The 4,780-nt window shown below is 66.8% G+C and carries 4 protein-coding genes and 1 pseudogene; 3 read left to right on the forward strand and 2 right to left on the reverse strand.

The features are described 5' to 3' along the window. A pseudogene (locus IT540_RS00275) lies at positions 1–292 on the reverse strand (aminodeoxychorismate/anthranilate synthase component II); the annotation flags it as partial. Positions 293–649: 357 nt separating this feature from the next. Here IT540_RS00275 and kdsA point away from each other — a divergent pair. Next, the gene (kdsA, locus tag IT540_RS00280; RefSeq protein WP_291171689.1) at positions 650–1,489 is read left to right on the forward strand and encodes a 3-deoxy-8-phosphooctulonate synthase; all 840 of its coding nucleotides are present in this window, start codon (positions 650–652) and stop codon (positions 1,487–1,489) included. Positions 1,490–1,657: 168 nt separating this feature from the next. Here kdsA and IT540_RS00285 read toward each other — a convergent pair whose 3' ends face one another. Next, a complete protein-coding gene (locus tag IT540_RS00285) occupies positions 1,658–3,118 on the reverse strand; it encodes an NAD(P)H-hydrate dehydratase (protein WP_291171692.1) in 1,461 nt (486 codons plus the stop codon). Between the two features lie 404 nt (positions 3,119–3,522). Between IT540_RS00285 and IT540_RS00290 the strand changes: the two genes are divergently transcribed. Then, on the forward strand, positions 3,523–3,861 hold the full coding sequence (locus IT540_RS00290; protein WP_291171682.1) for a P-II family nitrogen regulator: 339 nt from the start codon (positions 3,523–3,525) through the stop codon (positions 3,859–3,861). Positions 3,862–3,917: 56 nt separating this feature from the next. After that, a partial coding sequence (locus IT540_RS00295) for a glutamine synthetase beta-grasp domain-containing protein (protein ID WP_291171685.1) occupies positions 3,918–4,780 on the forward strand: 863 nt, incomplete at its 3' end.

A 4,780-nucleotide genomic window follows, 5' to 3' on the forward strand; every position in this document is an offset into this window, starting at 1 on the left:
CCGGCGCGCGGATCACCTTGCCACCGTACGCCTGTCCGATGGACTGGTGGCCGAGGCAGACGCCGAGGATCGGGATCTTGGCGCCCGCCTTGGCGATGAGGTCGAGGCAGACGCCCGCCTCGTTGGGCGTGCAGGGCCCCGGCGACAGCACGATCGCCTTGGGCTTCATCTTGATCACCTCGTCGGCGGTGACCTTGTCGTTGCGGATCACCTCGCTCGTCGTGCCGAGCTCGCCGAGAAAGTGCACGAGATTGTAGGTGAAGCTGTCGTAGTTATCGATCAGGACGAGCATGGAAGCGGGGCCTCGGGCGCGCGGAGACACCGGAACCGCCGGCGTCGGATAGCCTGATGTGGGTGTAGAAACCCCGGCCGCAAGCGTCAAGCACGCCCGTCCCAACAAGTTGTCATCCCGGAAACGCGGAGGCGAAGCCCGCAGTGCTATCCGGGATCCAGCACAAGAGCGTCGAAGACACAACAAACGATGCGATAGCGAGCTTCCCCTGGGTGCCGGCTCGACGCTCCGGCGTCGTGCCGAAGGCACGCCTTCGGCGTGACGCTTGGCCGGGATGACAGTGGGAGAAGGGTCGGAGCGCGATGGCATCAGGGGCCCAAAGCCCGTATAACCGCCGCCATGACCCAGCACGATGCCATGAAGCCCAACCCGCGGATCGCGATCGGCGGCCACACAGTCGCCAACGACGCGCCGATTATCGTTTTCGCCGGCCCCTGCCAGATGGAGAGCCGCGCCCACGCCCTCGAGATGGCCGGCGCGCTGAAGGAGATCGCCGGCCGCCTGGGCCTCGGCCTCGTCTACAAGTCCTCGTTCGACAAGGCCAACCGCACCTCCCTCTCCGGCAAGCGCGGCATCGGCCTCGACGCGGCCATCCCCATCTTTGCCGAGATCCGTGAGAAGCTCGGCCTCCCCGTCGTCACCGACGTTCACGAGAAGGAGCAGTGCGCGCTCGTGGCGCCGGTCGCCGACGTGCTTCAGATCCCGGCCTTCCTGTGCCGCCAGACCGACCTGCTCGTCGCCGCCGCCAACACGGGGCGCGTGATCAAGGTCAAGAAGGGCCAGTTCCTGGCGCCGTGGGACATGAAGAACGTGGTGGCCAAGATCGTAGGCTCGGGCAATCCGAACGTGTTGCTGACCGAGCGCGGCTCCTCGTTCGGCTACAACACGCTGGTCGTCGACATGCGCGCTCTGCCGCAGATGGCCGAGACCGGCGCGCCGGTGATCTTCGACGCCACACACGCCGTGCAGCAGCCGGGCGGCCTCGGCGGCGCCTCGGGCGGCGACCGCCGCTTCGTGCCGGTGCTGGCGCGCGCCGCGGTGGCGGTCGGCGTCGCCGGCCTCTTCATCGAGACCCACGAGGCACCCGACAGCGCGCCTTCCGACGGCCCCAACATGCTGCCGCTGCGCGACTTCGAGCCGCTGATGCGCGAGCTGATGGCCCTCGACGCACTGATCAAGTCCCGGAAGTCAGGTTAGCGGGATCACCCACGCGTTGCATTCGCTGAAGCTTGCGTGGGTCCCGACCTTCGTCGGGATGACGTTGTGTTTGTGGCAGTCGGCGAGACAAAAATTGACGTCATCCCGACGAAGGTCGGGACCCACGCAAGTCTACACAAGCACAACGTCCGAAGAGAGCAACGGTCGTCAAATAGACGGCTTGCCCTGCCTGAGCCGCTTGAGCACCACCGGCAGATGCTCCGGCAGGTCCTCCGCGATGAGGCCGGGGCCGAAATCGGCCGCCGCCGCACCGTGCAGCCAGGCGGCGGCAGACGCGGCGTCGAACGCCTCCATCCCTTGCGCGAGAAGCCCGGTGATGATGCCGCCGAGCACGTCGCCGGAGCCGGCGGCGGCGAGCCACGGCGGCGCGTTGGCGTTGATGGACGCTCGCCTGTCGGGCGCCGCCACCACCGTGTCGGAGCCCTTGAGCAGCACCACCGCGCCGCTCTCGGCCGCCCCCTGACGCGCGCGCTCAAGGCGCGAGCCGGATAACGATCCGAACAACCGGGCGAACTCGCCATCGTGCGGCGTCAGCACGACCGAGCCGCTGCTCCGGCCGGCGATGACGGTGCGAAGCCGAGCGAGATCGCCCGCGAACGATGTCAGCGCGTCGGCATCGAGCACCACCGAGGCCGGCGACCGCAGCGCCGCCTCCACGAGACGCCGCATGGGCTCGCCCACGCCGCCGCCGGGGCCGATCAGCACCGCGTTCTTGCGCACGTCCTCGAGGATCGCCGCAAGTCCCTCCGGCCCTTCGAACGGCTTGAGCATGATCGCCGTCAGGTGCGCGGCATTGACCGTCACCGCGTCGAGCGGGCTCGCGACCGTGACCAGCCCGGCCCCCGCCCTGAGCGCGCCCCGCGCGCCGAGCCGCGCCGCACCCGTCGCATGCTGCGGCCCGGAGACGACGACGGCATGGCCGCGCGCGTACTTGTGCCCGCCGTGCGATGGCCACGGGAACCGCTCACCCCACAGCGCCGGCCCGTTGGCGAACGTGCGCACTGGGATCTCAGACAGCACGCGCGGCGGGATGCCGATGTCGGCCACGCGCACGCTACCGCAGAGCGCACGGCCCGGAAACAGGAGATGCCCGGGCTTTCGGCGGAAGAACGTGATCGTCTCCGCCGCCTGCAGCACCGGCCCGGACGCGGCGCCCGTCGCCCCGTCGAGACCGCTCGGCACGTCGATGGCGAGCACCGGCGTGCCCGACGCGTTGACGGCCGCGATCACCTCGGCCGCGACGCCGTCGATCGGCCGCGAAAGCCCGGCGCCGAATAGCCCGTCGATGACCAGGTTGAGGCTTTCGAGCTGGAACGGATCGAGCGGCCGCACCTTCCCGTCGAAGCGCCGCGCCATCTCCGCCGCATCGCCCTTGAGTGCCGTCCTCTCGCCGGCGAGGAACAGCCGCACGTCGTAGCTGGCGCGCTTGAGAAGACGCGCGGCGACAAAGCCGTCGCCGCCGTTGTTGCCCGGTCCGCACAGAACCGCCACCCGCTGGCCGGGGCGCACGAAGCGCCGCGCCGCATCCGCGACCGCCTGCCCGGCCGCCTCCACGAGCGCCAGGCTCGGCACGCCATGCGCAACGGCCAGCCGGTCGGCGCGGCCCATCTCACCCGGGGTCAGAAGTTCGAGGCCACCCTCCAGCCAGATCGTCTCTTTCCCCAAAGCGCTCGCCTCCCGCTCGGCAACATCCGCATCCGGCACCGGGTGCCCATCCATCCCCGATCGCCAATCCGCGAACCTAATGACGTTGCCGCGCCTTGACCATCGCCCGGAACCTCGAACGACAGGACTGCTGAATTTGCGTGCCCAGAAATCACGCAATCAGCCTGTTTTTTAGGCCAATCGACATCGCTGGACTGCCTATGCAAAAGGCAGTAATGCTCCAAGGCACTGACCGACAAGGTATTAATTTAAGGCAAACGAGTTGGCATATCCCGTGCTACCCGATGGCCGCTCCGGCACGTCGGTACGGCCGGGGACCACTGGAGGACGCTGGAGGAAAAGGGCGTATGAAAAAAATCGAAGCCATTATCAAGCCCTTCAAACTTGACGAGGTCAAAGAAGCCCTCCAGGACATCGGCCTGCAGGGCATCACCGTGATCGAGGCGAAAGGGTTCGGCCGTCAAAAAGGCCACACGGAGTTGTACCGCGGCGCCGAGTATGTGGTTGACTTCCTTCCCAAGGTGAAGATCGAGGTTGTTCTCGGCGACGAGATGCTCGACAAGGCCATCGAAGCCATCCAGAAGGCCGCCAAGACGGGCCGCATCGGGGACGGCAAGATCTTCATCTCGAGCATCGAGGAAGCAATCCGCATACGTACGGGAGAGACGGGCGCGGAAGCCATCTGATCCGCGTTCGTCGCACCTTGCTGTGTGACGCAATCGAAAAAATTAGGGGAGTTGTTATGACAACGGTCAGTGATGTCCTGAAGTTGATCAAGGACAAGGACGTGAAGTTCGTCGACCTTCGCTTCACGGACACCAAGGGCAAGATGCAGCACGTCACGGCCGACGTGAGCACCGTCGACGAGAGCACCTTCGAGGGCTACGCATTCGACGGCTCGTCGATCGCCGGCTGGAAGGGCATCGAGAGCTCGGACATGTACCTGAAGCCGGATCCGGCCTCGGCGCACATCGATCCGTTCTTCGCCCAGACCACGCTCGCCATCTTCTGCGACGTCATCGAGCCGCTGACCGGCCAGCCCTACGAGCGCGACCCGCGCTCGATCACCAAGAAGGCCGAGGCCTACATGGCCTCCCTCGGCATCGGCGACAGGGTGTTCTTCGGCCCCGAGGCCGAGTTCTTCATCTTCGACGACGTCAAGTTCTCGTCCGATCCCTATAACACCGGCTTCAAGGTCGACAGCTCCGAGCTTCCGACCAACTCCGGCACCGACTACGAGCTCGGCAACCTCGGCCACCGCCCGCGCACCAAGGGCGGCTACTTCCCCGTGCCGCCGATCGACTCCGCCCAGGACATCCGCTCCGAGATGCTCTCCGTGCTCTCCGAGATGGGCGTGACGGTCGAGAAGCACCACCACGAGGTGGCGGCGGCCCAGCACGAGCTCGGCCTCAAGTTCGCCCCCATCATCACCGTCGCCGACCACCTGCAGATCTACAAGTACGTGGTCCATCAGGTGTCGCAGGCCTACGGCAAGACGGCGACGTTCATGCCGAAGCCCGTCGCGCAGGACAACGGTTCCGGCCTCCACGTCCACCAGTCGATCTGGAAGAACGGCAAGCCGCTGTTTGCCGGCAGCGGCTATGC

The organism is Hyphomicrobium sp. (assembly GCF_020852195.1).
Lineage (GTDB): Bacteria > Pseudomonadota > Alphaproteobacteria > Rhizobiales > Hyphomicrobiaceae > Hyphomicrobium_C.

Excerpts from the sequence above, each read along its gene's own strand:
- IT540_RS00290 (WP_291171682.1), top strand. The coding sequence starts at position 3,523 with ATGAAAAAAATCGAAGCCATTATCAAGCCCTTCAAACTTGACGAGGTC.
- kdsA (WP_291171689.1), top strand. The coding sequence starts at position 650 with ATGAAGCCCAACCCGCGGATCGCGATCGGCGGCCACACAGTCGCCAAC.
- IT540_RS00285 (WP_291171692.1), bottom strand. The coding sequence starts at position 3,118 with ATGGGCCGCGCCGACCGGCTGGCCGTTGCGCATGGCGTGCCGAGCCTG.